This is a genomic window from Cognatundibacterium jejuense (assembly GCF_014284255.1).
Classification (GTDB): domain Bacteria; phylum Pseudomonadota; class Gammaproteobacteria; order Burkholderiales; family Burkholderiaceae_D; genus Undibacterium; species Undibacterium jejuense.
Window position 1 is genome coordinate 161,499 of sequence record NZ_JACOFV010000003.1, and the last position, 25,285, is coordinate 186,783.

29 protein-coding genes are annotated in these 25,285 nt (G+C 46.4%); 20 read left to right on the plus strand and 9 right to left on the minus strand.

Translation table 11 applies throughout. From position 1 onward, the window contains the following. Positions 1-31 precede the first annotated feature (31 nt). Complete coding sequence (locus H8K32_RS05010; RefSeq protein ID WP_186911379.1) at positions 32-997, plus strand: homoserine kinase; 966 nt, start codon at positions 32-34, stop codon at positions 995-997. After that, positions 994-1,767 (plus strand): BPSS1780 family membrane protein, encoded by a 774-nt coding sequence (locus H8K32_RS05015; RefSeq protein ID WP_186911380.1) that lies wholly within the window; start codon positions 994-996, stop codon positions 1,765-1,767. The genes H8K32_RS05010 and H8K32_RS05015 overlap by 4 nt, the downstream gene beginning before the upstream one ends. A 38-nt stretch (positions 1,768-1,805) precedes the next feature. On the opposite strand, the gene H8K32_RS05020 is transcribed toward H8K32_RS05015, so the two are convergent. After that, positions 1,806-2,261: an OsmC family protein gene (locus tag H8K32_RS05020; RefSeq protein WP_186911381.1), complete on the minus strand. Its 456-nt coding sequence runs from the start codon at positions 2,259-2,261 to the stop codon at positions 1,806-1,808. 507 nt (positions 2,262-2,768) lie between these two features. On the opposite strand from H8K32_RS05020, the gene rplM reads away from it, so the two are divergent. The 11 genes from rplM to H8K32_RS05075 all read left to right on the plus strand — a co-directional run bounded on the left by rplM (position 2,769) and on the right by H8K32_RS05075 (position 11,478). Beyond that, positions 2,769-3,197, plus strand: coding sequence for a 50S ribosomal protein L13 (rplM, locus tag H8K32_RS05025; protein ID WP_186911382.1), 429 nt, complete (start codon positions 2,769-2,771; stop codon positions 3,195-3,197). Positions 3,198-3,206: 9 nt separating this feature from the next. Continuing rightward, on the plus strand, positions 3,207-3,599 hold the full coding sequence (rpsI, locus tag H8K32_RS05030) for a 30S ribosomal protein S9 (protein WP_162039944.1): 393 nt from the start codon (positions 3,207-3,209) through the stop codon (positions 3,597-3,599). A gap of 149 nt (positions 3,600-3,748) precedes the next feature. After that, positions 3,749-4,786 (plus strand): N-acetyl-gamma-glutamyl-phosphate reductase, encoded by a 1,038-nt coding sequence (argC, locus tag H8K32_RS05035; protein ID WP_186911383.1) that lies wholly within the window; start codon positions 3,749-3,751, stop codon positions 4,784-4,786. A gap of 51 nt (positions 4,787-4,837) precedes the next feature. Then, positions 4,838-5,518: a DUF6776 family protein gene (locus tag H8K32_RS05040; protein ID WP_246447130.1), complete on the plus strand. Its 681-nt coding sequence runs from the start codon at positions 4,838-4,840 to the stop codon at positions 5,516-5,518. A gap of 89 nt (positions 5,519-5,607) precedes the next feature. After that, positions 5,608-6,000 carry a bactofilin family protein gene (locus H8K32_RS05045; RefSeq protein WP_186911385.1) on the plus strand — a complete coding sequence of 131 codons (393 nt, stop codon included), beginning with the start codon at positions 5,608-5,610 and terminating at the stop codon, positions 5,998-6,000. A gap of 50 nt (positions 6,001-6,050) precedes the next feature. Next, the gene (gene erpA, locus H8K32_RS05050; RefSeq protein ID WP_186911386.1) at positions 6,051-6,401 is read left to right on the plus strand and encodes an iron-sulfur cluster insertion protein ErpA; all 351 of its coding nucleotides are present in this window, start codon (positions 6,051-6,053) and stop codon (positions 6,399-6,401) included. Between the two features lie 147 nt (positions 6,402-6,548). Next, on the plus strand, positions 6,549-8,036 hold the full coding sequence (locus H8K32_RS05055; protein WP_186911387.1) for an FAD-linked oxidase C-terminal domain-containing protein: 1,488 nt from the start codon (positions 6,549-6,551) through the stop codon (positions 8,034-8,036). 37 nt (positions 8,037-8,073) lie between these two features. Then, positions 8,074-9,162: a glycolate oxidase subunit GlcE gene (gene glcE, locus H8K32_RS05060; protein WP_246447132.1), complete on the plus strand. Its 1,089-nt coding sequence runs from the start codon at positions 8,074-8,076 to the stop codon at positions 9,160-9,162. Positions 9,163-9,168: 6 nt separating this feature from the next. Beyond that, positions 9,169-10,410 (plus strand): glycolate oxidase subunit GlcF, encoded by a 1,242-nt coding sequence (glcF, locus tag H8K32_RS05065; RefSeq protein ID WP_186911388.1) that lies wholly within the window; start codon positions 9,169-9,171, stop codon positions 10,408-10,410. 13 nt (positions 10,411-10,423) lie between these two features. Next, positions 10,424-10,756 carry a CidA/LrgA family protein gene (locus tag H8K32_RS05070; protein ID WP_186911389.1) on the plus strand — a complete coding sequence of 111 codons (333 nt, stop codon included), beginning with the start codon at positions 10,424-10,426 and terminating at the stop codon, positions 10,754-10,756. Then, a complete protein-coding gene (locus tag H8K32_RS05075; protein WP_186911390.1) occupies positions 10,753-11,478 on the plus strand; it encodes an LrgB family protein in 726 nt (241 codons plus the stop codon). Before H8K32_RS05070 ends, H8K32_RS05075 begins: the two co-directional genes overlap by 4 nt. A gap of 32 nt (positions 11,479-11,510) precedes the next feature. Here the strand turns inward: H8K32_RS05075 and H8K32_RS05080 are convergent, their stop codons facing one another. Genes H8K32_RS05080 through H8K32_RS05090 form a run of 3 tightly spaced genes read right to left on the minus strand, consistent with a single transcriptional unit; the run spans position 11,511 to position 14,217 of the window. Further along, positions 11,511-11,993, minus strand: coding sequence for a glutathione peroxidase (locus tag H8K32_RS05080; RefSeq protein WP_186911391.1), 483 nt, complete (start codon positions 11,991-11,993; stop codon positions 11,511-11,513). 2 nt (positions 11,994-11,995) lie between these two features. Next, positions 11,996-13,132: a PilT/PilU family type 4a pilus ATPase gene (locus H8K32_RS05085; RefSeq protein WP_186911392.1), complete on the minus strand. Its 1,137-nt coding sequence runs from the start codon at positions 13,130-13,132 to the stop codon at positions 11,996-11,998. A 41-nt stretch (positions 13,133-13,173) separates the two neighbouring features. Beyond that, positions 13,174-14,217: a type IV pilus twitching motility protein PilT gene (locus H8K32_RS05090; RefSeq protein WP_186911393.1), complete on the minus strand. Its 1,044-nt coding sequence runs from the start codon at positions 14,215-14,217 to the stop codon at positions 13,174-13,176. Between the two features lie 120 nt (positions 14,218-14,337). Here H8K32_RS05090 and H8K32_RS05095 point away from each other — a divergent pair, with 120 nt between their 5' ends. From H8K32_RS05095 to H8K32_RS05105, 3 genes are all read left to right on the plus strand, one after another. After that, a complete protein-coding gene (locus H8K32_RS05095) occupies positions 14,338-15,042 on the plus strand; it encodes a YggS family pyridoxal phosphate-dependent enzyme (RefSeq protein ID WP_186911394.1) in 705 nt (234 codons plus the stop codon). After that, positions 15,032-15,859, plus strand: coding sequence for a pyrroline-5-carboxylate reductase (proC, locus tag H8K32_RS05100; RefSeq protein ID WP_186911395.1), 828 nt, complete (start codon positions 15,032-15,034; stop codon positions 15,857-15,859). The genes H8K32_RS05095 and proC overlap by 11 nt, the downstream gene beginning before the upstream one ends. A gap of 579 nt (positions 15,860-16,438) precedes the next feature. After that, positions 16,439-18,070, plus strand: a complete 1,632-nt coding sequence (locus H8K32_RS05105) for an ArnT family glycosyltransferase (protein WP_222613015.1) — start codon at positions 16,439-16,441, stop codon at positions 18,068-18,070. A 7-nt stretch (positions 18,071-18,077) separates the two neighbouring features. Here the strand turns inward: H8K32_RS05105 and H8K32_RS05110 are convergent, their stop codons facing one another. The 4 genes from H8K32_RS05110 to ubiA all read right to left on the minus strand — a co-directional run bounded on the left by H8K32_RS05110 (position 18,078) and on the right by ubiA (position 20,180). Next, positions 18,078-18,398 (minus strand): YqjK family protein, encoded by a 321-nt coding sequence (locus H8K32_RS05110; RefSeq protein ID WP_186911397.1) that lies wholly within the window; start codon positions 18,396-18,398, stop codon positions 18,078-18,080. A gap of 13 nt (positions 18,399-18,411) precedes the next feature. Next, positions 18,412-18,795, minus strand: coding sequence for a phage holin family protein (locus tag H8K32_RS05115; protein WP_186911398.1), 384 nt, complete (start codon positions 18,793-18,795; stop codon positions 18,412-18,414). A gap of 2 nt (positions 18,796-18,797) precedes the next feature. Beyond that, a complete protein-coding gene (locus tag H8K32_RS05120) occupies positions 18,798-19,109 on the minus strand; it encodes an ElaB/YgaM/YqjD family protein (RefSeq protein WP_186911399.1) in 312 nt (103 codons plus the stop codon). Between the two features lie 204 nt (positions 19,110-19,313). After that, positions 19,314-20,180 carry a 4-hydroxybenzoate octaprenyltransferase gene (ubiA, locus tag H8K32_RS05125; RefSeq protein WP_186911400.1) on the minus strand — a complete coding sequence of 289 codons (867 nt, stop codon included), beginning with the start codon at positions 20,178-20,180 and terminating at the stop codon, positions 19,314-19,316. A 220-nt stretch (positions 20,181-20,400) separates the two neighbouring features. Here ubiA and ugpB point away from each other — a divergent pair, with 220 nt between their 5' ends. From ugpB to H8K32_RS05145, 4 genes are all read left to right on the plus strand, one after another. Continuing rightward, positions 20,401-21,717: a sn-glycerol-3-phosphate ABC transporter substrate-binding protein UgpB gene (gene ugpB, locus H8K32_RS05130; protein WP_186911401.1), complete on the plus strand. Its 1,317-nt coding sequence runs from the start codon at positions 20,401-20,403 to the stop codon at positions 21,715-21,717. 176 nt (positions 21,718-21,893) lie between these two features. Beyond that, on the plus strand, positions 21,894-22,775 hold the full coding sequence (ugpA, locus tag H8K32_RS05135; protein ID WP_186911402.1) for a sn-glycerol-3-phosphate ABC transporter permease UgpA: 882 nt from the start codon (positions 21,894-21,896) through the stop codon (positions 22,773-22,775). Between the two features lie 2 nt (positions 22,776-22,777). Further along, positions 22,778-23,629, plus strand: coding sequence for a sn-glycerol-3-phosphate ABC transporter permease UgpE (gene ugpE, locus H8K32_RS05140; RefSeq protein ID WP_186911403.1), 852 nt, complete (start codon positions 22,778-22,780; stop codon positions 23,627-23,629). A gap of 57 nt (positions 23,630-23,686) precedes the next feature. Next, a complete protein-coding gene (locus tag H8K32_RS05145) occupies positions 23,687-24,772 on the plus strand; it encodes a sn-glycerol-3-phosphate import ATP-binding protein UgpC (protein WP_186911404.1) in 1,086 nt (361 codons plus the stop codon). Positions 24,773-24,786: 14 nt separating this feature from the next. Here H8K32_RS05145 and H8K32_RS05150 read toward each other — a convergent pair whose 3' ends face one another. Next, complete coding sequence (locus tag H8K32_RS05150) at positions 24,787-24,993, minus strand: hypothetical protein (protein WP_186911405.1); 207 nt, start codon at positions 24,991-24,993, stop codon at positions 24,787-24,789. Positions 24,994-25,285: the final 292 nt, after the last annotated feature.

A 25,285-nucleotide genomic window follows, 5' to 3' on the forward strand; every position in this document is an offset into this window, starting at 1 on the left:
TTTCTGACGGCTTCTTTTTTGCGATATATCAATGGCAGTTTTTACACCTGTTACCCTGAATGACCTGAATTCATGGATAGATCAATTCCCGCTAGGGAAGGCGTTAGCAATCAAAGGTATTGCGTCTGGAATTGAAAATAGTAATTTTTTTATTACGACTGAAACCGGTGAATATGTTCTGACGATTTTTGAAAATCTGAGCTTTGAACAGCTACCATTTTATCTGAAATTAATGCGCCATTTGGCGGATCATGGCGTACTGGTGCCTGCGCCAGTCGCCAATGCCGATGGCGAATTGGTGGTGGCCTTGCATGGCAAGCCAGCATCGATTGTCAGTAAGCTTGAAGGCAGTTCGCAAATGGAGCCGCAAGCGTCCCATTGCGCGGAAGTCGGGCGCATGTTGGCGCGGATGCATCTTGCTGGCAAAGATTTTCCTTTGCATCAAAAGAATTTACGCGCATTAGATTGGTGGCACGCAACAACGCCTAAGGTACTGCCTTTCATCTCGGATGAACTACAACATTTGCTGCGGGCAGAAGTGCATTTTCAGGATGCGTTTGATAGTACCCCGGTGTATCGTGCTTTGCCGCGTGGTCCGATTCACGCTGATTTGTTCAGAAATAACGTCATGTTTGTTGGTGAACGACTGACCGGTTTTTTTGATTTTTATTTTGCTGGGTGCGATACCTGGATTTTTGACGTTGCCGTCACCGTAAATGACTGGTGTATCAATATTACTACCGGTGAACTCGATATTGTCCGGGTTCTGGCTATGTTGAATGCTTATCACGAGGTAAGGCCATTCAGCAAAGAAGAAGCGATTGCATGGCAGCCTATGCTGCGTGCGGCAGCGTTAAGATTCTGGTTGTCGCGTCTGTATGATTATTACCAGCCGCGAGATGCAGAAATGTTGACGCCACATGATCCTGCCCATTTTGAGCGTATTCTGCGTTTGCGTGAATCTTTACCCGTCCCACCTTTGCCAGAAAATTTATGAATCCAGTAACACCATCAACTGGCTTGCTTTGGGTTAAACGAGGATTTATCTTGTTTCGCCAGCAACCCGCAGAGATGCTGACCTTGTTTTTTACCTACATGTTTATCGTGATGGGATTAGGCCTTATCCCAATTGCAGGAGAGTTTTTGCCTTTAATGTTGATCCCGGTATTTAGTATGAGTTTTATGCAGGCTTGTGATCAAATAGAAAATGGCGTCAAGGTTTATCCAAATCTGTTAATGCTTGGATTTCGTTCGGAGGCACTGGGGCGTCTGCTCACTTTGGGGATTTTCTACGTATTGGCGGTTGCGTTGGCAATATTTGTATCTAGTCTGGTAGATGGTGGCGCACTCTTTGACTTCCTTTCCAGTCAAAAACCTATCGACCCTAAAGTAGCCCCTGATGAACGTATATTCTTGGGTATGTTAGTCGCGGTGCTTACCTATCTGTTGCCGTTAATGGCATTCTGGTTTGCTGCTCCTCTGATTATGTGGAAAAAAATGTCTGTCGGAAAAGCTTTGTTCTACAGTTTTTTTTCCGTGAAGCGTGCAGGGAAGGCATTTTTGCTCTACGGAGCAGCGTGGATGTTGATTGCGGGTATTTTGCCAGCCTTGGTCAGCGTAATGATCGCCGTGATATTTGGTGATCCTATCGTCGTGATGCTGACCATGTTGCCGATGTCAGCATTGTTGACGACCATTTTGTATTGTTCGTTTTATCCGACTTACCTTGATATTTTTGGTAAGCCGGAAATTAGTATTCAGGCTTAAAGCTCCATACCTGAGTGCATCATATAAACGAATTAGTGTCAGGTTTGATCACCTGACACTAATTCATCAGTCAGATCATCAATGATCTCGAAGCTATGCGTCATGACAGCAGTTTTTCCCAGCATAATGGACGCTGAGCAGTATTTCTCATGAGATAGTTTGATCGCGCGTTCAACCATTGTCGGTTTTAACTGACGGCCACGGACCGTGAAATGAAAGTGAATCTTAGTAAAAACCTTGGGTTCGGTTTCGGCTCTCTCTGCTTTGAGTGTCACGTCACAGGCGCGCACGTCTTGTTTGCCCTTGCGTAAAATGAGCACCACATCATACGCAGTGCACCCTCCGGTACCTATTAGCACCATCTCCATGGGGCGAGGAGCGCGGTTGTGACCGCCACCTTCTGGCGCACCATCCATTAAAACTGCGTGGCCTGAGCCTGTTTCGGCCAGAAATGACATTCCTGATGGGCCGGTCCAGCGTACGGTTGCTTCCATGAGTTACCCTTTTTTCTTTCGTTGTTGTCGTCTTTAAAATTGTACTGCATTCATTCATTAATTTTTTTGCGATATCGGATTTTGCTGGCTAGACCATATTCATCTTGCAGTCTTGGTTTAGAGGAAATCTTCGCACATTTTTCAGAATTTTTCTTGCACTGCACAATTTCTTATCCTATTATTGACTCATCGGTTAGTAATTGCATCTCAGCAGCATCAGATGCAAGTTCTACCAAGCAATTGTCTCCTCCACCTACTCCTTTGGTGGATTCAGCCCGAAGCAAGTTCTTCGGGCTATTTTTTTGTCTCAGGGCATGTTAAGCGCTACTTGGGTGCTATTGCGGCACTTTTTCTGCCTAAAATTTAAACAGTTCTTGCACTAAGTCTTTGAAAACCTTATAATTTCCGATTCTCGATTTGCCTGAGCGAGAAATTAACAAGGGAGAGTCTGCCAAAACATAGGTAGAACCACCGCACAAAGGCGTATTTAACTTTTTAGGATTCAACATGAAAACCTTTTCCGCTAAGGGCCATGAGGTTCAGCGCGACTGGTTCGTGATTGACGCGACAGATAAAGTACTCGGACGTGTTGCCAGCGAAGTGGCACTCCGTTTACGCGGCAAACATAAACCAGAATTTACTCCACACGTTGACACGGGCGATTTCATCGTCGTAGTGAATGCAGGTAAACTGCGCGTGACAGGCACTAAAGCTCTGAACAAAACATACTACCGTCACACTGGTTACCCAGGCGGTATCTATGAAACAAATTTTACGAAAATGCAAGCGCGTTTTCCAGGTCGTGCACTCGAGAAAGCTGTTAAGGGCATGTTGCCTAAAGGCCCACTCGGCTATGCAATGATCAAGAAGCTGAAAGTGTATGCAGATGCAACGCATCCGCACGCAGCACAGCAACCACAAGTACTCGACATCTAAGGATTAGCCATGATCGGTAATTACAACTACGGAACTGGCCGTCGCAAGAGCGCAGTTGCTCGCGTATTCCTGAAGTCCGGCAGCGGCAAGATCGTTGTGAACGGCAAACCAGCAAATGAATATTTCTCTCGTGAAACTGGCCTGATGGTTATCCGTCAACCACTGGAATTAACTAACAATCTCGAAACATTCGATATTATGGTTAACGTTCATGGCGGCGGCGAATCTGGTCAATCTGGTGCAGTTCGTCACGGTATCACCCGTGCACTGATCGACTACGATGCAACATTGAAATCTGAGCTGTCAAAAGCTGGTTTCGTTACACGTGATGCACGTGAAGTTGAACGTAAAAAAGTTGGTCTGCGCAAAGCACGTCGCGCAAAACAATTCTCCAAGCGTTAATTTTTTTTCGCTGGATCAAAAAGCCGTCCTTTGGGCGGCTTTTTTGCTTTTTCTGCTTTCTGTTTTTTCATGTAACGAGTTTTAACACTGTCGTTGAGATCGTTAGCTCTGCTGTTAAAATAGTGAAAAATTTCTTGCAAGGAAAATATATGATCAAAGTAGGTATCGTAGGTGGCACCGGTTATACCGGCGTGGAATTGTTACGTATATTGTCAACCCACCCCGATGTAACATTGACAGCCATTACTTCACGTAAAGAAGATGGCTTGCCCGTTGCTGATATGTACCCGTCTTTGCGCGGCAAGGTGGCGCTGGCATTTTCTGCTCCTGACAAAGCTAACTTAACAGAATGTGATGTAGTGTTCTTTGCTACACCTCATGGCGTCGCAATGGCACAGGCTCAGGAGTTGTTGGCGGCTGGCGTCAAGGTCATTGATCTGGCGGCCGATTTCCGTCTGCAAGACGTGGCTCAATTCGAGAAATGGTATGGCATTCCTCACACTTGCACTGACGTTTTGAAAGAAGCAGTGTATGGCTTGCCAGAGCTGAATCGTGAGTCGATTAAATCCGCACGGGTCATTGGCAATCCAGGTTGCTATCCAACCACCATGCAGCTTGGTTATGCACCTTTGTTGAAGGCGGATGTGATTGATGCCACTAGTTTGATTGCCGACTGTAAATCAGGTGTTTCCGGTGCAGGTCGTAAAGCTGAAATAGGCATTCTTTTTTCGGAAACCAGTGACAGTTTTAAGGCGTATGGCGTATCTGGCCATCGTCATACTCCTGAGACGACCGAACAATTACAACGTCTGACCAAGCAAGATGTTGAATTGCTGTTCACTCCACATTTGGTGCCAATGATACGCGGCATGCATTCGACTCTGTATGCGCGTCTGACGCGTGACATCAGCAATGAAGAACTGCAAGCCTTGTTTATTGAAGCTTATAAAGATGAACCTTTCGTTGATGTGATGCCGTTTGGGGCGCATCCGGAAACGCGCTCTACCCGCGCATCGAATATGTTGCGCCTCGCTTTGCACCGTCCAAACAATGGTAAGACCGTGATCATTTTGGTGGTGCAAGATAATCTGGTGAAAGGTGCTTCAGGGCAAGCTGTGCAGTGTATGAATCTGATGTTCGGATTAGAGGAAACCACAGGACTGCACCATGTTCCGGTGATGCCATAACAGTATATGGGCAAATCACGTTTCTCGCAGAGGCGCTATCTGGCGCCAAAAATGACGATTACCCATGCCTGGCCTTGGTATGTCAAAGCTGGAATTGCAGTCTTGGTTCTCGCGTTGGTAGCCGTGCTGGCTTGGTGGACATATGATTTAGGACGTAGTTTTGCCTTTGGTCCACGAATTAATAGAGACCAGGTTCAAGACTTGCAAACTAAGTTAGAGCAACTGACGTCCGAGCGCGATAAGTTGCAACTCGAAGCCAATACGATAGAAAGTAAGCTCAATATTGATCATTCGATGCAAAAGCAGTTAGCTGATCAAGTTAAAACTCTGACTACGGAAAATCAAAAGCTCAAAGATGACTTGGCTTTTTTCGAAGGTTTGATGCCATCCGGGACCGGTATGGACGGCATCACCGTGCAGAATCTGAAAGTTGAACTACAGGCACCAGGACAACTACGCTACCGTGCTTTGGTGATGCAAGGGGTGAAAAGCACCAAAGACTTTGAAGGCGAGTTGCAATTTTTTGTGAGCTTGGTTCAGGCAGGAAAACCTGTTACGATGCAGTTCCCTGATGTTAAATCGGGTGATGCTGGTAAATTAAAATTGTCGTTTAAACATTACCAGCGATTGGAGGGAGTGATTACTCTCCCCGATGGCGCGACAGCGAAAAATGTACAGGTAAAAGTCCTGGACCGAGGCGTGATTCGCGCGCAGCAGGCTGTTAATTTATAAACTTTTTCAAAATCGCTGACTGGTATTACGTGCATAAACGTGAATAGCAAGTATCGCATTTTGAATACTTCCTGAAAAAGGAAAATTTCATGTTTACCCGAAAAGCAAAGAATACGATAGATAGTCTCATTGGTGCGACCACCAGAATTGAAGGGGATCTTCATTTTAAAGGTGGCTTACGAATCGATGGACACATCTGTGGCAATGTGATCGCTGATGTTAATGGATCCAGTATGCTGGTGATTTCTGAACAGGCAGTCATTGATGGCGAAGTTCGTGCCGCCCATGTGGTGGTCAATGGTGTCATTAACGGCCCCGTCTTTTCAACTGAATTGCTGGAATTGCAGCCGAAAGCCAGAATTTCTGGCGACGTACACTACAAAACCTTAGAGATGCTAAGCGGTGCTTTGGTCTCAGGTAAATTAACCCATGATGTTTTGCAGGAACCCGCTTTATTAATGCTGGCGGCTTCCAATGCATAGTTTTGCAAGCAGGACTATAATGGAAGTATCTTAGATTGAAGGAGCAAGAAATGAATGCCGTTGCCGAAATGCCAGCACCGATTGTTTTTACTGAAAGCGCTGCTGCTAAAGTTGCGCAATTGATTGAAGAAGAAGGTAATCCAGACCTGAAATTGCGCGTATTTGTGCAGGGTGGCGGTTGCTCAGGTTTTCAATACGGATTTACTTTCGATGAAATTACCAATGAAGATGATACAACCATGACAAAAAATGGCGTACATCTGTTGATCGATTCCATGAGCTACCAATATCTGGTTGGCGCTGAGATTGACTACAAAGACGATCTCGAAGGTGCACAGTTTGTGATTAAAAATCCCAACGCTTCCACAACTTGTGGTTGTGGTTCTTCTTTCTCGGTCTGATTTTACCGGATAGATGATCATGTAAAAAGGACGCTGCGGCGTCCTTTTTTTATGCGTTGAAAACAATTCAGTCAAGTTGGCGCAAACTATTCATCGCAAGCTGAATCAAAGCTGATTACACTGATAAAAAAATAAATAGGTGTCGGTATGGAGCAAATCAGTTCAGAGCAGATTTTTGCAATGCGGCAAAGAGACGTGGCGCGCGCTTTACGTCAGGTGTTGCCTGAGCACTGTGTGTTGCACAATGAAGAGGATACCCGTCCTTACGAATGCGATGGACTGGCGGCATTTCGCCAGCTCCCTATGGTCGTTTGTTTGCCAGAAAACGAATCACAGATTATCGCTACGCTGGAAGTTTGTCGTCGTTTGCAAGTACCTATTGTGCCGCGTGGTGCAGGTACGGGCTTGTCTGGTGGTGCGATGCCGATTGCCGATGGCATTGTGTTGTCCACCGCGAAGCTGAATAAAATTCTCAAAGTCGATGCCTATGCCAGAACAGCTGTTGTACAACCTGGCGTGCGCAACCTCGCTATTTCTGAAGCCGTCTCTGCGCACGATTTATATTACGCCCCAGATCCATCCTCACAAATTGCCTGCACGATAGGCGGCAATGTCGCCGAGAATTCTGGTGGTGTGCACTGCCTTAAATATGGGCTGACGGTACACAATGTCTTGCGGGTGCGTGTTGTCACCGTTGATGGTGACGTAGTCGAACTCGGCAGTGAAGCCTTGGATGCGCCTGGCTTGGATCTGTTAGCCGTGTTTATTGGTTCCGAAGGCATGTTAGGTATCGTCACCGAAGTGACCGTGAAATTGATTCCCAAACCGCAGGTAGCGCGTGTCATCATGGCCTCGTTTGATGATGTGGTCAAAGGCGGAAACGCCGTGGCGAATGTTATTGCAGCAGGCATTATTCCTGCAGGTTTAGAAATGATGGACAAGACTTCTTCGCGTATGGTTGAACCATTTGTTAAAGCTGGCTATGACATTGATGCCGAGGCGATATTGCTGTGTGAATCTGACGGTACCAATGAAGAGGTGGAAGAAGAAATTGCCCGCATGACTGCTGTGCTTGAACAAGCCGGTGCGACAGCGATTGCGGTATCTCAAAGTGATGCAGAGCGTTTGCGCTTTTGGTCAGGACGTAAAAATGCGTTTCCTGCTGCTGGTCGTATTTCCCCCGACTATTACTGCATGGATGGAACGATTCCTCGCAAACGTCTGGCCGAAGTCTTGATCGGCATTACGCATATGGAGACCAAATATGGACTGCGCTGTGCAAATGTATTCCATGCGGGCGACGGAAATCTGCATCCTCTGATTATGTTTGATGCGAACCAACCTGGTGAATTCGAGCGCGCCGAAGCATTTGGTGCAGAAATTCTGGAGCTCTGCGTGACTGTTGGTGGAACCATTACCGGCGAACATGGCGTTGGCATAGAAAAAATAAATTCGATGTGCGTGCAATTTTCCCGCGCAGAGCTGGATGCCTTCTTTGCCGTCAAACGTGCGTTTGATACCCGCTCTCTATTGAATCCGGATAAGGCGATCCCGACCTTGCATCGGTGTGCTGAATATGGCCGCATGCATGTCAAGCAAGGACGCCTGGCATTTCCCGATTTACCGCGTTTTTAATCTCTAACAAAAAATAATTTGACTGATGAAGACAGAGATGACGACAGAGAAAATGGCAGAAATGACGACTATTTTGCAAGGTTTCAGAGAGCAAATTTTGCAGGCAAAGGAGCAGCGCACCGCCTTGCAGATTCGCGGCGGCGGGAGCAAATCCTGGTATGGTCAAGAACCTGTTGGGAATGTGGTAGATACCCGTCTATATCGCGGAATCATTGCTTACGAGCCAACCGAATTAGTACTAACCGCGTGTAGCGGAACCCCTTTATCTGAAATCGAAGCCGTATTGGCTGAGCAAAATCAGATGCTTGCTTTTGAACCGCCGCACTTTGGTGTCGGCGCAACCTTGGGTGGCATGTTGGCATCGGGCTTATCCGGTCCTCGTCGCCCTTATGTTGGTGCTGTTCGCGACTTTGTTCTTGGTGCGACTTTAATGGATGGCAAAGGCGAAATTTTAGAGTTCGGTGGTCAGGTCATGAAGAATGTGGCTGGCTACGATGTGTCGCGCTTGTTAGCGGGAGCAATGGGGAGTCTGGGCTTAGTTCTAAATATTTCGATCAAGGTACTGCCGCGCCCCTTTGCAGAAACGACCTTGGTATTTGCTTTATCTGAGGCTGACGCGATAAAAAAAATGAATCTGTGGGCAGGGCAAGCGTTACCAATTTCTGGCAGTTGCTGGCATGTTGGTCGCTTAATGCTCAGATTGTCCGGTGCCGAGGCAGCAGTACGGTCTGCGCGACAAGTTTTGGGCGGTGAAGAGATGCACGACGCGGCAGCTTATTGGACTGCTTTACGTGAACAGACACAAGACTTTTTTTCTCAAGATGAAGAGCATGGTTTGTGGCGTTTGTCTGTGCCATCCACAACCGTAGCATTGCCTTTAACCGGAAAATCCTTGATCGAATGGGGGGGCGCACAACGTTGGCTATTTAGCGATGAAACGCCGGAGGTCATACGTGCCGCTGCGAGCGCGGCTGGCGGTCATGCCAGTTTATTCCGTGGCGGTAACAAAAGCATCGGTGTGTTTACGCCGCTGCCTGCGCCTTTGCTCCACATACACCAACGCCTTAAAGATGCATTTGATCCTGCTGGGATATTTAATCCAGGCCGTTTGTACAAGGACTTTTAATTCGCTATGCAAACTAATCTCGCTGATTTTATAAAAAATACACGTGCCGGCAAAGAAGCCGACGACATTCTGCGTAAGTGTGTGCATTGCGGTTTTTGTACGGCGACTTGCCCAACCTATCAATTGATGGGCGACGAGTTGGACGGCCCGCGTGGTCGTATCTACCTGATTAAACAGGTTCTGGAAGGTAAGCCTGCGACGGAAAAAACGCAGCAACATCTGGATCGTTGCCTGACCTGCAGAAATTGCGAATCCACCTGCCCATCAGGTGTCCAGTACGGGCGTTTGCTCGATATTGGGCGCCAGGTTGTAGAGCAGCAAGTGCAACGACCCTTGTCACAAAAAATCGTCAGAGAAACGCTGAAGGCGATCTTGCCAAGACCATGGATATTTCAGCCTGCCATGCGTTTAGGGCAAAGTTTGCGTCCGCTATTACCGCAAAGTCTGAAGAATAAAGTTCCCGTCCGGCAGGAATCAGGAAGCTGGGCACATACCTCGCATGTGCGTAAAATGTTACTGCTCGATGGTTGCGTGCAACCCGCCATGGCACCGAATATCAATGCTGCCACTTCGCGTGTGCTAAGTAGTCTTGGTGTGGAATTGATCGTCACCCCTAAGGCGGGCTGTTGCGGTGCGATACGTCACCACCTGAACGATCATGAGGCGGCATTAGATGATATGCGCAGAAATATCGATGCATGGTGGCCACTAGTAGAAGCGGGGGCTGAGGCCATCGTCATGACGGCCTCGGGGTGTGGTGTCACCGTAAAAGAATACGGCCATATGTTGGCGCATGATGCCAACTATGCACAAAAAGCGGAACGTATTTCAGCCTTGACCCGCGATCTGAGTGAAATTTTGCCGGAATTTGAAGCGCAATTAGTCCAGAAACTGCAAGGAAAATTATCGCAGCGCATCGTCTGGCATCCGCCTTGTACTTTGCAACATGGACAGCAAATCCGTGGCAAAGTCGAAGGCTTGCTCAAGGCCTTGGGCGTTGATGTGCAATTGTGCGCTGATAGCCATTTGTGTTGTGGGTCGGCGGGAACGTATTCGGTCTTGCAGTCAAAAATCTCTTACCAGCTTCGTGATAATAAATTACACAATCTGCTCGCGACAAAGCCAGACATGGTCTTGTCCGCCAATATTGGTTGTCTCACGCATTTGCAATCGGGAACGGAAACGCCAGTAAAACATTGGATAGAACTCATCGACAGAGCACTCGCGAATTCCGCGCTTTCTGAATAAAATCCAGGAACAAATGATACGAACTTTTTCCGTTTTACTGATTTTCCAATGCCTGGGGGAGGGGATGGTCTATGCGACAGGATTACCTGTGCCCGGGCCAGTGATTGGTATGTTGTTCTTGTTTATTTACCTCGTACTAAGAAAAAGCGAAGTAGCAAAACTTGTTCCCGGTGTTCAAACTTTATTAGGACATTTGTCCCTCTTGTTTATTCCCGCAGGCGTAGGAATCATGGTGCACGGAAAAATGGTCACGGAAGAGTGGCTGCCATTGAGTATCGCTTTGATTGTGAGTACGGCGGTATCGATTGTAGTTACCGCTGTTTGTGTGAAGTGGCTGCAAAAATGAATCACCAACTATCGGCGGTCTGGGTTTATCTCGCTGCGTCACCCTTGTTAGGATTGACCGCCACGCTGATTGCTTATCAGATCGCTTATTTTATCTATACCAAATGCAAATTCAGCCCTCTCGCTAACCCCGTTGCGATTTCCGTTGCATTGATAGTCACGGTTTTGCTGAGTACGCATACCTCATATCAAACGTATTTCGCTGGTGCGCAGTTTGTGCATTTTCTGCTCGGTCCTGCAACAGTAGCCTTGGCCGTTCCGCTGTATCAGCAGATGAATCGACTTCGATATCAATGGAAAGCTTTTCTGGTGGGAGCGGTATTAGGCAGTGCTTCGGCGATTGCCACCGCTATGTTAATTGCGAATGTATTGGGAGCCTCGCGGGTTACCGTGCTTTCTCTGGCTTCGAAATCGGTGACGATGGCAATTGCTATGGGTGTGAGTGAAAAAGTAGGTGGCCTACCTTCTTTGACTGCGGCCTTAGTCATGCTCACCGGTATACTCGGTGCCATGATGGCGGCGGGTATTCTCGATGTTTTGAGAATCAGAGACCATGCAATTCGTGGCTTTGCTTTGGGTGTTAGTGCGCATGGAATAGGCACTGCCAGAGCGTTTCAAATCAATCAGGAAATGGGTGCGTTTGCCGGACTGGCGATGGGTTTGTCAGGATTGATTACCGCGATTTTCTTACCGTTTGGACTACGTCTTCTCGGGGTAATTTAAAATCGCGGTTGTCTCAAAATAATACTGCTGACTTATTCAGCCAATAGTTGAGTGAGGTCGGCGATCAGGTATGCTGGCGTGGTTTGCGGCGCATAGCGGCGAAATACTGTGCCATCTTTTTTAATCAGAAATTTGGTGAAATTCCATTTGATGGCCTTGGTACCCATCAAGCCAGGCGCCTCATTTTTCAAGTTCGTAAAAAACGGATGGGCAGCATCGCCATTGACGTCAATTTTCTCAAACAAGGGAAAAGTAACGCCGTAATTTTTTTCGCAAAAACTGCCGATTTCATCCGCAGTACCTGGCTCCTGATGACCGAATTGATTGCATGGGAAACCAAGTACAACGACACCTTTGTCTTTGAATTGTTGATAGACCTGCTCCAGACCTTGGTACTGCGGCGTAAACCCGCATTTGCTGGCGGTATTGACGACTAACACGACCTGACCCAAATACTGCTTCAGATCAATATCCTGACCTTGCAAATTCTTAGCGTTAAAATCGAGTGCATTCATACTTACAATATCCCTAAGTGATTGGTTCCTGCAGAGAGATCGCGGTCTTTTGCATCTTTACCCTGCAGCATAATTGCTAAGCGTAATTCGTTGACGGAATCCGCGTTACGCAATGCATCTTCATAGGTGATTTTATCTGCTTCATGTAAATCAAACAGCGCCTGATCAAAGGTTTGCATGCCGAGTTCGCGAGATTTTTTCATAATCTCTTTCATCTCATGCACCTGGCCTTTGAAAATCAGATCGGAAATGAGAGGTGTGTTTAACAGCACTTCCACCGCTGCAATCCTGCCTTTGCGACCTTTGACAGGAATCAGACGTTGTGAAATGACGGCTTTCAGATTTAAAGACAAGTCCATCAGCAATTGCGCACGGCGCTCTTCAGGGAAAAAGTTGATAATACGATCTAAGGCCTGATTCGAGCTGTTGGCGTGCAAGGTGGCAAGGCAAAGATGGCCGGTTTCGGCAAAGGCGACAGCAAAATCCATGGTTTCACGATCGCGGATTTCGCCGATCTGTATTACATCCGGTGCCTGACGCAGAGAATTTTTCAGTGCTGCACCCCAATCTTCGGTATCGATTCCGATTTCTCGCTGCGTAACAATACAGTTGCCATGTGGATGCACATATTCAATCGGGTCTTCGATCGTAATGATGTGGCCATAGCTATTCTTATTTCTATGTCCAACCATCGCTGCCAGCGTGGTTGATTTACCTGAGCCAGTTGAACCCACCATGATCACCAGACCGCGCTTGGTCAGAGCGACTTCTTTCAAATGCTCAGGCAAGCCTAAGTCTTCTAATTTAGGAATGGCGGTGGTAATGGTTCTCAGAACCAGGCCAACGCGCCCCTGCTGCATGAATGCGGAAACGCGAAAGCGCCCCATACCCGCAGGGTTGATTGCGAAATTACATTCTTTGGTTGACTCAAACTCTGACGCCTGTTTATCGTTCATGATAGCGCGCGCCAGATCGACCGTGTGCGCAGGTGTTAGCGGTTGATTTGAGACGGGAGTTACTCTGCCATCAATTTTAAATGCGGGCGGGAAATCTGCTGTGATGAATAAATCCGAGCCATTTTTAGTCAGCATGAGCCTTAACAGGTCATGCATAAATTTGGTTGCCTGATCGCGTTCCATTGTTGTTCTTGTCCTATTTGCTCAAAATGTACTTCAATCAATTAACCTGGGAAATTGTCCGGGATTTTGGCTGCGCTGCGTGCCGTCCCTACTGAGATTACATTTCGTCTGACGAGATCAGTCAAATTTTGATCCAGTGTTTGCATGCCGATACTGCTACCAGTCTGAATTGCTGAGTACATTTGGGCAATCTTTGCTTCGCGGATTAAATTGCGAATCGCTGGTGTACCCAACATGATTTCATGGGCGGCTACGCGGCCAGAGCCATCCTTGGTTTTTAATAACGTTTGTGAGATCACTGCTTGCAGAGATTCTGACAGCATGGATCGCACCATTTCTTTTTCTTCGGCAGGAAATACGTCGACAATACGATCGATCGTTTTTGCCGCAGAAGAGGTGTGTAAAGTACCGAATACCAAGTGACCTGTTTCCGCGGCGGTCAACGCCAGTCGTATAGTCTCCAGATCGCGTAATTCACCCACCAGAATCGCGTCAGGATCTTCACGCAATGCCGACTTCAACGCGTTTTGAAACGACATGGTGTGGGGGCCTACTTCACGTTGGTTGATCAGGCATTTTTTTGACTCATGCACAAATTCAATCGGATCTTCGACAGTCAGTATGTGGCCATATTCATTTTCATTCAAATGGTTCACCATCGCCGCCAGGGTCGTAGATTTACCAGAACCTGTCGGCCCGGTAACCAGCACCAGGCCCCGTGGTTTGAGTGCCAATTCGGCAAAAATTTTAGGTGTGTTGAGTTGTTCCAGCGAAAGGATTTTCGATGGAATGGTACGCATAACAGCCGCCGGACCTCGCTCCTGATTGAACGCATTCACACGGAAACGTGCCAGACCTGGAATTGAAAAGGAAAAATCACACTCCAGATGTTCCTCATAGGTCTTGCGCTGCGAGTCATTCATGATGTCATAAATCAACTCATGTACGTCTTTGTGCTCCAATGGCGGCAAATTAATACGTCGGACGTCGCCATGTACCCGTATCATCGGTGGCAAGCCGGAAGATAAGTGAAGGTCAGACGCGTTATTCTTGACGGAGAACGCAAGGAGTTCAGAAATGTCCATTTATAATTCCGGTAATGAGAGTGTCGCTGATGATCGTTGTAATACAAGCCTGATTTTGGATGGGTATAGCAAAAAGTGACCAAATTCCAACTAAAAATTTAGAAACGAGATTCCTTGATTATGTCCTTAATTTCCGACAACTTGCAAGCCGTACTTGCTGATATTCAACTTGTTGCACTCGATTCCGGACGTTCACCAGAACAAGTGCGTTTGTTGGCTGTTTCTAAGACCTTTGGTGCAGATGCTATTTTAGATGCTGCCAGCTGCGGACAGATGGCTTTTGGTGAAAATTATCTCCAGGAAGCGTTGGAAAAAATTGATTTTATCCAGCAGCATTCGCCAGACTTGAAACTGGAGTGGCATTTTATCGGGCCTATACAAAGTAATAAAACTAAACCGATTGCAGAGAACTTCTCCTGGGTACATTCTGTTGACAGAGAAAAAATTGCGCAGCGTTTATCTGAACAACGTCCGGCCGATTTAACAGCTTTGAATATTTGTTTGCAGGTCAATATCAGTGGCGAAGTGAGTAAAAGCGGGGTATTGCCGCAAGATGCGCTGTCATTGGCGCTTAAAATCGCGCAACTTCCCAGACTTAAGTTGCGTGGACTGATGGCTGTACCGGAAGCAACCGAAGATGAGCAACAACAGCGATTAGCGTTCAGACATTTGAAGCAGCTCAAGGATGAAATCTGTAAGCACGGTATCGTATTAGATACCTTATCAATGGGAATGAGCAGCGATTTACATGCGGCAATCGCGGAAGGTAGCACCATGGTCAGAATAGGTACGGCAATTTTCGGGAGAAGAAATTATGCAAAGTAAATTGAAGATCGGCTTTATCGGCGGAGGCAACATGGCGGTTGCCTTGATTGGTGGCCTGTTGCAAGGTGATGTCCCTGCGAAACATATTCATGTAGTAGATGTAAGTCAGGCAATGCTGACCCGCTTGGAAACGGAATTCGGCGTTAGTACATCGCTAAGCATCGATCATCACTTGCAACAAATGGATGTCATCATTCTCGCTGTAAAACCACAGCAGTTAAGGGACGTTGTCGGAGCGTTGTCAGCGCACATCAAGCACCAATTATTGATCTCTATCGCTGCTGGCATACGTGTTACTGATATTTCACGCTGGTTAAATTCATACAGCAAAATTGTGCGTGTAATGCCGAATACGCCCGCCTTAATCGGCAAAGGTGTTACCGGTTTGTATGCGTTGCCAGGAGTGAGCGAAACAGAAAAACAGTGTGCAGACGAAATTTTACGGGCTGTTGGTTCTACAGCGTGGTTCGAGGAGGAAAGACTGATCGACGTGGTGACTGCTATTTCTGGCAGTGGTCCAGCATACGTATTCTATTTCATTGAAGCAATGCAGCAGGCCGCTCAAGAGCTAGGACTAAGTGCCGAGCAAGGCAAGCAATTTGCCGTTGCAACGTTTGAAGGTGCAGCCCAGCTAGCCATGCATTCTGGTGACGCCGTATCTATTTTGCGTGAACGAGTCACGTCTAAAGGCGGTACGACTTATGCCGCCTTAAGCAGTATGGAGGCGGACGGCGTCAAATCTCATATTATTCGTGCGATTAAAGTAGCTGCCAGCAGGGCAGCTGAACTCGGAGAAGAGTTTGGCCAACAAAATTAATGAATGTAAATAAGAATAAATAGTGAAAAATTAATACAAATTGCTACAAACCAATAAAGATTGTTTCTTAGAATAAGTTGCATTAACGATAATTTTAACGTGGTAAATGAAGCTGTCCATTCATGGTTGGCTTCATTTTTTTTGCCTTAAATTTAATTGGCGTTGTTTTTATTATCATCTAGTTAGAATCTGGGCTCTTATTTGTTAAGTGCAAACGTAAAATTTTGTCTCAATGGGATACAATGTGATACTGATAGTTGATTAATGCTGTTAGTTGTAACAATTGTAACATCCTCCCCAAGTGTTGCGCTTTACCACCTTCAGGTGAAAGTTTCTTAGTTTCTGAGAAATCAAAAAAGTAAACCGCACAAACCCCATTGCACTTTTATTGGCTTTTGTATGGAATTTTTTGTTTGGTTTCGCAGTTTCTTTACATCTTTGCTTCAGGCTACTGCCGGCAATGGTTATCAGAACACATACATTCTGAATAGCATAAAAGCGCCATTTTCCTTGGAACGTCCAAGACGCCTTCTCGCGTCTTTTGATTGGACATGGATTGCATTACTGTTGCTAGTATCAATGTACCTTGTTCCGGGTTTGATCGGTCATGATCCTTGGAAGCAAGACGAAACATATATTTTCGGAATCATTCATCACATGCTCGAAACAGGTGATTGGATTGTTCCGACCATGGCTGGTGAACCATTTATGGAAAAGCCACCGTTGTATTATTGGCTTGCCACTATCATGGCAAAAACCTTCTCGCCGTGGCTGGCATTGCATGATGGCGCAAGATTGGCGACTGGTATATTTATGTCGGTAACCTGCATTGCTGCTGGTTGGGCTGCACGCCAATGGTGGGGCCGTGGTTACGGGCGTTATGCCGTTCTTTCTTTATTGGGTTGCCTCGGTCTGGTATTGCATTCGCACATGATGTTAACTGACGTGCCTTTGTTGACAGGTTTTGCGGTCGCTACGGCGGGTTTCGTACACATTGATGAAAACCCGCATCGCTCAGGTGCATTGCTGGGAACTGGTGTTGGTATTGGGTTTATGGCAAAAGGGGTGTTGGCGCTTGGTGTATTTGGTCTGACAGTCGCTTTATTACCGCTCTTATTCAAACAGTGGCGTAAGTCTAGCTACTGGCAGGTCTTAAAATTAGCGATGTTATATTCTGCACCGTGGCTATTGATTTGGCCAGTATGCTTGTATCATCGCTCACCCACGTTGTTTATGGATTGGTTTTGGCTCAATAACGTGGGACGTTTTTTTGGCTTTTCGGTGGCGCAATTGGGTGCTCCGCATACGGAAGGTTTTTGGATTACCACCTTACCATGGTTTGCTTTTCCAGCTATGCCGCTGGCAATGATTACCCTATGGCGTCAGCGCGCTTCCCTGTTTACTTCATCCGCGATACAAGCTTGTGGATTGGTATTTGCGATTATGCTTCTCGTGTTATGGCGCGCAGCATCGGCGCGTGACAATTACGCGCTGCCTTTGCTTTTGCCGATTGCTTTGATTGCCGCTCCTGCAGCTCGAAATCTGGCTGCAAGTGTGGATAAGATCTGGGATTGGTCTGCAAGAATGATTTTTGGATTTGTCATTGGCTTTATCTGGTTGGTGTGGGCTCTCATGACTATTAATGGATCTCCACCAGAATGGATGTTCTTGCTTAGAGTCTTGCCAAGAGAATTTGTACCGCATTTTGAATTCTGGCATGTTGTTTTTGCCTTCGGTTTAACTGCCTTGGCCTTTGCCGGACTTGGATCGCTCTCTAAAATTCAAGGTCGCGGTTTAGTCAGCTGGGTTGCTGGCCTGGGTTTGAGCTGGATGTTGATGAGTCAATTGCTTATGCCCTGGGTTGATCATGCGAAAAGCTATCGTAGTGTTTTTTCTTCCATGCAAACCGCATTGCCAGGTAATTTTGACTGTATGGCGAGTAAAGATTTAGGTGAGTCTGAAAGAGCGATGCTCAGATATTTTGCTGGCATTACAACCTATAGACAAGAGAACATTCCTGATACTAGCTGCGATTATCTGTTAATTAATGGATTTCAAAAACAGAAGCCAGAACATATGCATGATAAAAACTGGGAATTGGTGTGGGAGGGCGCTCGCCCTGGAGATAATAACGAACGGCTCTGGCTGTTTGCTGCCAAGAAAATGAATGGCCAATTAGCGTTCAGTAGCGCACGCCGTCCATTGAGATAAAGCGGTTTCAGGGAGAATTTTTCGACTCTGACTTAAATCGTTTAATCACTGGCACGATTGTTTTCCATATTTGCCAGGTTTTAAGCGCGGTTCTTGAGAGTGACGCAATACGAGTTGGTTTGATGACAAATACTACTGCAGCAATTGCAATTGCTGCCAGTGGCTGTTGTTTGACTTTTGTTATGACGCTGCTAGCACACTGATAGCTAAATTCTGCAATATCGAGCGATTGTCTGATCTCTTGCGTTTGCAAAGTGAGTACTTGCCTTTGTGCCCGAATCTTAATTAACAAAGCTTCGCGGCGTTGCGCAAGTTGATTCGGGTTCATAGTCATCAATTCGTTAATCTATCGGTGAGCGTGAAGAATTGCCATGCAGTGCAGAGGCATCCTTGCTTAGCTCTGATAATGTGAGCGAAAGTAAACGCGGTTTTTTAACAAACTGAGCCCTCAACCAAAATCCCAAACCCAGCGCAGCAGCGGAGAAAACAGAAATCATGCCGGTAACGACAATAATTCTGTGACTTTCCCAAAATACCGCAATTAACAGTACCGCGAGCAAAACTAGCGCAAAACAAGCGCAAAAAAGGGCGACGAGAGACCAAAGCAGAAGTGAGAAAAAACGTCCCAATTCTTCTTCGATCTCTACTGATGCCAGTTCCAGCCTGGTATGGACGATGCCAATGAAGGTCGCCGCCAGTTGGCCTAGCGAGTCAAGAATCGCCATATTTATTTATTGCGACCGATCAACAACCCTACTAGCAATCCCACGCCGGCTGCGATACCAGCAGATTGCCATGGGTTTTCTTTGACATACACATCGGTTGCGCGGGCGGCGTCTTTGGTGCGGGTTACAACGAGTTCTTCAACGCGTGCCAGTTCAGCTTTGGCATTTCTCAGGGTATGTTCAAACCGTGCTTTCGCTGCTTTAAAGCCTTCGCCAGATTGTTGCTCAGTGTTTTTGAGCATGTCTTCTGCATCACGTATAACTTGATGCAAATCGTCCATTAATTTGTCTTTTTGCTGTTCTACAGAGCTCATCTTCGTTCCTTTAAATTGGTTTTAGATAAAACATCCAGATTCAGTCTAGGTACAACTTGACTTGCGACACTTGCGGTAGATCAAAAAGCAATGCAATTGTTGCTATGTTCACCTTACGTCATCCGGCACCATGTGCTGGTCAAACTGCAGGGGCGGATGAGATATCTTGCCAGGAATTATGCTTGCCTGTGCAAATACAGACTTTTACTTTAATGCATAGTCAAGTGCAACACCAGCAAAGATTGCGGCTCCCAGCCAATTGTTATGCCTGAACGCTGCGAAGCAGCGCATGCGATCACGTTCACGTATGAGTGTGTAATGGTAGAGCGCACAAACGACTGCTACACCCATTCCTACAAAAAACCAGCTACTTAAACCATATTGGTGCGCAATCACAGAAATCAAGGAGAAGCTTGCGCCGTAGCACAACATCACCGCCAGCACATCGTAGCGACCAAACGTTATTGCCGAAGTGCGGATGCCTATTTTTAAGTCGTCATCACGATCGACCATCGCATATTCAGTGTCATACGCCAGTGACCAGAACACGTTGGCAAGCAGTAATATCCAGGCGCTCATAGGAACAGCATTTTGAACCGCCGCATAAGCCATAGGTATGCCAAAGCCAAACGCGATCCCTAAATAAGCCTGAGGGAGTGCAAAAAAGCGTTTGAAATACGGGTAACTTACGGCGATCAATACCGCAAACACTGAAAGTTGCTTGGTTAATGTATTCAAAGGCAGGATTAACGCAAACGAGATCAGAGCTAAAATTCCAGCCACCGCCAGTGCTTCTTTACCTGAAATTTTGCCACTCGTCAGTGGCCGCTCCGCAGTACGTTTCACGTGCTTGTCAAAATCGCGATCTGCAAAATCATTGACCGCACAACCTGCGGACCGCATCAAGACGGTTCCAACACTAAAAATGAAGACAAGTTTCCAATCTGGCTTACCGGCGGAAGCAAACCACAGCGCCACCAGAGTAGGCCACAATAGCAATAAAATTCCTATGGGTTTATCTAAGCGTACTAATTTGACATACCAATGACAACGGGTAACAAAAGCGTTCATTTTTACTTGTTTGTTGTTTCAATCAAATGGAATTATAAGTCCTCTATACATCAAGTGGTCTCAATGCTATCTTAGCCGATCTATTTATTTAATCAGGTATTTTGCAAACCAGGCGCTGAATGCGCCCAGGTGAAGGTTTCAACTGGCACACCCTTAAGAGCCTTGCTGATGACCATTTATTGCAAGTGTCCTGCTCATTATCTGTACTCCAGGAAATTACATGAAATTTTTACGACAATTTGGCTTGGCTGCCTCGGCCGCGTTGATGCTGACACAAGCCGCTCCCGCCTTAGCAGTAACCGAAATAAGTTGGTGGCATTCAATGACAGGTGCTCTGGGTGACAGAGTCAATAACCTGGCCGATGAATTCAATAAAAGCCAGTCTGAGTATAAGGTTACCCCGGTTTACAAAGGTGAATACGATGAATCTTTATCGGCCGCGATCGCTGCCTTTCGTGCTGGAAATGCGCCGGATATTTTACAAGTATTCGAGGTCGGTACGGCGACCATGATGTATGCTAAAGGCGCCATCAAGCCAGTATCCGAAGTGATGAAAATTGCTGGCGAAAAGTTTGAACCATCAGTCTATATTCCGGCGGTGGCTAGCTATTACACCGCGCCAAACGGCCAGATGTTGTCGTTGCCATTTAATAGTTCAACGACGGTGCTTTTCTATAATAAAGAGTTGTTTGCCAAAGCAGGGCTTGATCCGAACAAACCGCCGACAACGTGGCAGGAAATGATTTCCGATGCCGCGCGCCTGAAAGTCGCTGGTAGTAAATGCCCTTACACCACTGGTTGGCAAACCTGGATCCAGCTGGAAAATTTTTCAGCATGGCATAACGTTGATTTCGCATCAAAAAATAATGGTTTCGGTGGACTCGATGCGCGTCTGAAATTCAATAGCCCTCTGCACGTCAGACATATCGAAGATATGGCGAACTGGGCTAAGCAAGGCTATTTTGTGTATGCAGGCCGTAAGAGCGAAGCTGATGCGAAGTTTTATTCGGGTGAATGCGCGATGCTGACTTCATCGAGCTCTGTCTATAGCGTGATCGTCAAAAATGCCAAATTTAAATTTGGTGTGGGTGCTTTACCATATTATTCCGACGTACCAGGGGCACCACAAAATACGATTATTGGCGGCGCTTCTTTATGGACCATGGGTGGTAAGAAGAATGAAGAATACAAAGGTGTTGCTAAATTTTATAAGTTCTTATCGCAACCCGAAGTACAAGCTAAATGGCATCAAGAAACGGGCTATTTGCCAATCACCACGGCTGCGTATGAATTGACTAAAAAATCTGGCTTCTATGAAAAAAATCCAGGCACAGGAGTCGCGGTTCAGCAAATGGTGGTAAAAACGACAGATAAGTCACGTGGCATCCGTCTGGGTAGCTTTCCACAAATCCGTACTGTGATTGATGAAGAATTGGAATCTGTCTGGACCGGAAAAAAGACAGCGAAAGAAGCCTTAGATGCAGCCGTAACACGGGGTAATGATTTATTATCTCGCTTCGAAAAAGCTAATAAATAAGCGACCTCATGATATCGTCGCGATAGCTTTTGCGCTGGGTACAAGCAAATGCTCTCGCGATGACACTAAAAGTGAGGGGACTTTTTAAGTTCGATACTGCAATTAATATCGTGCTTAATGATTGTATCGGTTGTATCGATTGTCTTGATTTGACTATTTTTATCAGAAGGTGATTCTTGGAAAAACGAGCGCGTTTTCGCTCACGATGGGTGCCCTACGCTTTATTGGCACCGCAGCTCATTGTGACAGTTTTATTTTTTTTCTGGCCGGCAGCACAAGCGCTATATCAATCAGTTTTGCTACAAGATGCATTTGGATTGTCCAGTGAGTTTGTCTGGCTGGATAATTTCAACACCTTATTTGCCGACCCCAGCTATCTGACTTCGTTTAAAACGACAGGCATATTTTCCGTGTTAGTGGCGGTATTGGGGCTGGGCATATCCTTGCTTCTCGCCGTGTTTGCTGATCGCGTGGTACGCGGTGCAGCTGTCTATAAAACGTTGCTGATCTGGCCGTATTCCGTGTCCCCCGTTGTTGTCGGTGTTTTATGGATGTTCTTGCTTAATCCTACGCTCGGTGTTGTTGCCCATTTGTTGCGCCACGTTGGTATTGAATGGAACCATTTGCTGAATGCCCAGCATGCGTTGATTTTGATCGTGTTAGCGGCAGTGTGGAAGCAGATCAGCTATAACTTTTTATTTTTCCTTGCTGGGTTGCAGTCGATTCCAAAATCCTTGATTGAAGCAGCCGCAATTGATGGTGCCGGACCGGTTCGGCGTTTTTTTTCTATCGTTCTGCCTTTACTGACACCGACCAGTTTTTTTCTGTTAGTCGTCAATATTGTGTATGCGTTCTTTGATACATTTGCGATCGTAGAAGCCACGACGCAGGGTGGTCCAGGTAAAGAAACCGAGATTCTCGTGTTTAAAGTGTTTAATGATGGCTTTAAAGGCGGTGATCTTGGTAGCGCTGCGGCGCAGTCTGTTATTTTGATGTTGATCGTGGTTGTGCTGACAGTAGTGCAGTTTAAGTATGTAGAAAAGAAAGTGCAGTATTGAACATGATAGAACGTAGACCTTTTCTGGATGCGCTGAGTCACTTCGTCTTGATCTTTGGTGTGTTGCTGATTGCATTTCCGATTTACATTGCATTTGTCGCCAGCACGCAAACCTCCGACCAGGCAGCACTAGCACCGATTTCTTTAATTCCCGGCGATCAGCTATGGCATAACATTGTGACAGTGCTCAATGGCGGTGCGAGTGCCAATGTAGATATTAATCCGGTTGCGCGTATGTTGTGGGTAAGCCTTGCCTCTGCATTGCTGATTGCCGTTGGAAAAATTTCGATTTCTATGTTGTCTGCATTTGCTTTGGTGTATTTCCGCTTTCCGGGCAGACGTTTATTTTTCTGGATGATCTTTCTGACCCTGATGTTGCCAGTCGAAGTCAGGATTAATCCGACTTATAAAGTCATTTCTGATCTTGGTATGCTCAATTCGTACGCCGGTTTGACTGTACCCCTGATTGCTTCAGCAACAGCGACCTTTCTTTTCAGGCAGTTTTTTTTGACAATTCCTGACGAGCTGGCCGAAGCTGCGCGCATCGATGGCGCGGGACCATTACGCTTCTTTAAAGATGTGATCTGGCCTTTATCACGTACTAATTTGCTGGCACTGTTTGTGATCATGTTCATTTATGGCTGGAATCAGTACTTATGGCCATTGTTGGTGGCGACTGACCAAAATATGTATCCGATTGGTGTCGGGATTAAGCGCATGATTGCTGGTGGCGACGCTGCTGTCGAATGGAATCTGGTCATGACCACTCTATTGTTGGCGATGCTGCCACCGGGATTGATTGTCATCTTGATGCAGAAATGGTTTGTCAAAGGATTGGTTGACTCAGAAAAATAATGGCTTTTTTTCGCAGCGAGCAACCCGCAAAATAAAGAATTTGTATAGAGAGTGAAGATGGCACAAGTCCACTTAAAAAACGTAAAAAAAATATACGGTCACGGCAAAAAAGCAGTGAATGTGATTCATGGTGTTTCTGTCGATATTGATGATGGTGAGTTTGTCGTTATCGTTGGTCCTTCAGGCTGCGGTAAGTCGAGTTTGTTGCGCATGATCGCTGGTCTCGAAGAAATTAGCGAAGGCGATGTAGTGATCGGTGACAGAGTCGTCAATGACCTGGAGCCAAAAGACCGCGATATTGCGATGGTGTTTCAGAACTATGCGCTGTACCCGCACATGAGTGTTTTTGAAAACATGGCGTATGGCTTGAAGATACGCGGTTATTCAAAACTGGAAATTACAGACCGCGTTAATAAGGCCGCCAAGATTCTTGAACTGGAAAATTTACTCGATCGTACGCCCCGCGCTCTGTCTGGTGGCCAACGTCAGCGAGTAGCGATGGGGCGTGCAATTGTGCGTGAACCAGCGGTCTTTTTGTTTGATGAGCCATTGTCAAATCTGGATGCCAAGTTACGTGTGCAAATGCGCCTGGAAATTCAGAAACTGCATAAAGCATTGGCAACGACCAGCTTATATGTCACGCATGATCAGGTGGAAGCGATGACCTTAGGGCAGCGCATGATTGTGATGAATGGTGGCGTGGCAGAGCAAATTGGTACACCAGATGAAGTCTATTCCAGGCCAGCCACGAGTTTTGTAGCGAGCTTTATCGGCTCGCCGCCAATGAATCTGCTGCAAGGTAAAATCAGTAGCGATGGACATTGGATGACGATAGGCGAGGTTAAATTCGAATTGCCATTCCATCCTTTGCATCTGCAACGTCAGACTGAGGCCGATACCGAAACTATACTCGGTGTGCGTCCTGAACATTTATTTATCGGTATGCCTGGCTTACCATTTGAGGTCGAACTGGTGGAGTCTTTAGGTGCCGATTTATTGATTCATGGACGCTGCGCCGGTCAGCAAGTTGTTGTACGTGCACCTGTGGGAACGCCAGTGAGCGTTGGGCAGAAGACGACGGCAGGATTTACCTTTGATAGCATGCACAGATTTGATCCGCACACGCAGAAGCGAATTGATTAAAGCAACTGAGAAATTCACATCAACATTGAAGGTTTGCGGCGTGGCATTTGCGTGATCAGGTCTTTTTCTGCTGGTTCGGAATCGCTGATTAGATTCGACATATCTGTCAGATGACGATTCGATACTTGCTCTATCCCGTGCTGTTGTCCAAGCATGTAGCCGGAAGCAAAGACGATACCTGTGGCCAGAATACAGGCGCTATAGCGGATGATCGTTTTCATAAACACCTTCCATGTCTGATGTTGGGATTCAGCGGGCAAATGGTGGAGGAGACACGATTCACCCGCTACGCTCACAGTAATCAAGCAAGTGCTCAACTACGTCAGAGAAATGTCTGACCAGAACACCACGTTGGCTTTGTCAGACGGTTGTTACTCACTTAATATTCAAGAATATTGATTGCTGAGCGTAGTGTCGCAATTCATAAAACTTCGGACTAGTAAAATGTTCTAAGGTCTAGAAAACAGTATCTATGGTATCGAAATTTGATGCTATTGTTTCAAAATCTCAATT

Excerpts from the sequence above, each read along its gene's own strand:
- H8K32_RS05010 (WP_186911379.1), top strand. The coding sequence starts at position 32 with ATGGCAGTTTTTACACCTGTTACCCTGAATGACCTGAATTCATGGATA.
- H8K32_RS05015 (WP_186911380.1), top strand. The coding sequence starts at position 994 with ATGAATCCAGTAACACCATCAACTGGCTTGCTTTGGGTTAAACGAGGA.
- H8K32_RS05020 (WP_186911381.1), bottom strand. The coding sequence starts at position 2,261 with ATGGAAGCAACCGTACGCTGGACCGGCCCATCAGGAATGTCATTTCTG.
- rplM (WP_186911382.1), top strand. The coding sequence starts at position 2,769 with ATGAAAACCTTTTCCGCTAAGGGCCATGAGGTTCAGCGCGACTGGTTC.
- rpsI (WP_162039944.1), top strand. The coding sequence starts at position 3,207 with ATGATCGGTAATTACAACTACGGAACTGGCCGTCGCAAGAGCGCAGTT.
- argC (WP_186911383.1), top strand. The coding sequence starts at position 3,749 with ATGATCAAAGTAGGTATCGTAGGTGGCACCGGTTATACCGGCGTGGAA.
- H8K32_RS05040 (WP_246447130.1), top strand. The coding sequence starts at position 4,838 with ATGACGATTACCCATGCCTGGCCTTGGTATGTCAAAGCTGGAATTGCA.
- H8K32_RS05045 (WP_186911385.1), top strand. The coding sequence starts at position 5,608 with ATGTTTACCCGAAAAGCAAAGAATACGATAGATAGTCTCATTGGTGCG.
- erpA (WP_186911386.1), top strand. The coding sequence starts at position 6,051 with ATGAATGCCGTTGCCGAAATGCCAGCACCGATTGTTTTTACTGAAAGC.
- H8K32_RS05055 (WP_186911387.1), top strand. The coding sequence starts at position 6,549 with ATGGAGCAAATCAGTTCAGAGCAGATTTTTGCAATGCGGCAAAGAGAC.
- glcE (WP_246447132.1), top strand. The coding sequence starts at position 8,074 with ATGACGACAGAGAAAATGGCAGAAATGACGACTATTTTGCAAGGTTTC.
- glcF (WP_186911388.1), top strand. The coding sequence starts at position 9,169 with ATGCAAACTAATCTCGCTGATTTTATAAAAAATACACGTGCCGGCAAA.
- H8K32_RS05070 (WP_186911389.1), top strand. The coding sequence starts at position 10,424 with ATGATACGAACTTTTTCCGTTTTACTGATTTTCCAATGCCTGGGGGAG.
- H8K32_RS05075 (WP_186911390.1), top strand. The coding sequence starts at position 10,753 with ATGAATCACCAACTATCGGCGGTCTGGGTTTATCTCGCTGCGTCACCC.
- H8K32_RS05080 (WP_186911391.1), bottom strand. The coding sequence starts at position 11,993 with ATGAATGCACTCGATTTTAACGCTAAGAATTTGCAAGGTCAGGATATT.
- H8K32_RS05085 (WP_186911392.1), bottom strand. The coding sequence starts at position 13,132 with ATGGAACGCGATCAGGCAACCAAATTTATGCATGACCTGTTAAGGCTC.
- H8K32_RS05090 (WP_186911393.1), bottom strand. The coding sequence starts at position 14,217 with ATGGACATTTCTGAACTCCTTGCGTTCTCCGTCAAGAATAACGCGTCT.
- H8K32_RS05095 (WP_186911394.1), top strand. The coding sequence starts at position 14,338 with ATGTCCTTAATTTCCGACAACTTGCAAGCCGTACTTGCTGATATTCAA.
- proC (WP_186911395.1), top strand. The coding sequence starts at position 15,032 with ATGCAAAGTAAATTGAAGATCGGCTTTATCGGCGGAGGCAACATGGCG.
- H8K32_RS05105 (WP_222613015.1), top strand. The coding sequence starts at position 16,439 with ATGTACCTTGTTCCGGGTTTGATCGGTCATGATCCTTGGAAGCAAGAC.
- H8K32_RS05110 (WP_186911397.1), bottom strand. The coding sequence starts at position 18,398 with ATGAACCCGAATCAACTTGCGCAACGCCGCGAAGCTTTGTTAATTAAG.
- H8K32_RS05115 (WP_186911398.1), bottom strand. The coding sequence starts at position 18,795 with ATGGCGATTCTTGACTCGCTAGGCCAACTGGCGGCGACCTTCATTGGC.
- H8K32_RS05120 (WP_186911399.1), bottom strand. The coding sequence starts at position 19,109 with ATGAGCTCTGTAGAACAGCAAAAAGACAAATTAATGGACGATTTGCAT.
- ubiA (WP_186911400.1), bottom strand. The coding sequence starts at position 20,180 with ATGAACGCTTTTGTTACCCGTTGTCATTGGTATGTCAAATTAGTACGC.
- ugpB (WP_186911401.1), top strand. The coding sequence starts at position 20,401 with ATGAAATTTTTACGACAATTTGGCTTGGCTGCCTCGGCCGCGTTGATG.
- ugpE (WP_186911403.1), top strand. The coding sequence starts at position 22,778 with ATGATAGAACGTAGACCTTTTCTGGATGCGCTGAGTCACTTCGTCTTG.
- H8K32_RS05145 (WP_186911404.1), top strand. The coding sequence starts at position 23,687 with ATGGCACAAGTCCACTTAAAAAACGTAAAAAAAATATACGGTCACGGC.
- H8K32_RS05150 (WP_186911405.1), bottom strand. The coding sequence starts at position 24,993 with ATGAAAACGATCATCCGCTATAGCGCCTGTATTCTGGCCACAGGTATC.